The 1460-nt window shown below is 66.0% G+C and carries 1 pseudogene; it reads left to right on the forward strand.

Going from position 1 to position 1460, the window contains the following annotated elements:
* Nucleotides 1–79 precede the first annotated feature (79 nt).
* A pseudogene (locus M1M07_RS32240) lies at nucleotides 80–1448 on the forward strand (ISL3 family transposase).
* Nucleotides 1449–1460: the final 12 nt, after the last annotated feature.

Here is a 1460-nt window from a genome sequence, read left to right on the forward strand (position 1 = left end):
CGGCTCTTCGCACTTGGTAGGGGCGGGTGTCGATCGACCCCATTGCCGTGTCGGTGATTGAAAAAGGGCCCGCGCCCTTGTGAGCTGGGTGTTCTCAGGCATCCAGGACAGCAAGGAACGCGGGCATGCACCACGGTAGTTCATTGCTGCTCGATCTCGACGGCGTCATCGTCGAATCGGTGCAGCGCACGGTCGAGGGCAGCCGGATCGTGCAGATCGCGACGGCACCCGAATGGGTCGGGATGTGCCCGCAGTGCGGGCAGAAGTCCACGCGTTCGAAGGGTTGGGTCACCACCAGACCGCGGGATGTGCAGGTCGGACCCGACCGTCCGCTGTTGGTGTGGCGGAAACGGAAATGGTTGTGCACCAATACCTCCTGTGACCGTAAGGTGTTCACCGAGTCGACGCCGGGGGTGCCGTCCCGGGCGCGGGTCACGCCACGAGCGAAGGCGCTGCTGGTCGAGGCGGTCCTCGACGGGGACCGGTCGGTGTCCGCGGTCGCGGGCGACTACGGGTGCGCCTGGCACACCGTCCACGGCCACCTCGTCGTGGTCGCCGACGCCGCCCTTGGCGACGAACCCGAACCGGTGGTCGTCCTCGGGATCGATGAGACCCGACGCGGGAAGGCGAAATGGGAAACTTGCCCCGAGACCGGGGAACGGAGATGGGTGGACCGGTGGGACACCGGACTGGTCGACCTGACCGGCGATCAAGGGTTGCTGGCGCAGGTCAACGGGCGCACCTCCGCGGTGGTGATCGACTGGTTCGACGCCCGCGACGAGACGTGGAAGGCACAGATCACCCATGTCGCGATCGACATGTCGACGGTGTACGCAAAGGCGGTGCGCGAGGCACTGCCGCACGCACAACTGGTGGTGGACCGGTTCCACCTGGTCAAGAAGGCCAACGAGATGGTCGATACCGTCCGGCGCAGGGTCACCCAGGCCGAGCGGGGTCGGCGCGGCCGCAAGAGCGATGTCGAATGGATCAATCGACGACGGTTGTTGCGGGCCGCGGAGCGCCTAACCGATGAGCAACGATCGACACTGTTCGAGAAGCTGACCTCCGCCGACCCGCACGGGGACATCGCCGCCGCATGGATAGCGAAGGAACTGCTGCGCGATGTGTTGCGCTGCACCGATCGTGGTGGCCTTCGCCATGAGATCCGGGACAGACTGTATCGGTTCTACACGTTCTGCGCGGCATGCCGTGTCCCGGAGATCGGCAAGCTGGCGACGACCGTCTCGGCGTGGCAGGAACCGATGATCCTGGCGATCACCACCGGCCTGTCGAATGCGCGCAGTGAAGGCTACAACCGGATCGTCAAGCACGTCGGCCGTATCGCGTTCGGGTTCCGTACCCCGGAGAACCAACGCCGCCGGGTACGGTGGGCCTGCACTCGACGGTCACGTCGGGTCGCATCCAGCCGGCGCCAATGCCACTGCTAACTGCGAAGAGCC

This window comes from Rhodococcus sp. HM1 (assembly GCF_023218075.1).
Classification (GTDB): domain Bacteria; phylum Actinomycetota; class Actinomycetes; order Mycobacteriales; family Mycobacteriaceae; genus Rhodococcus.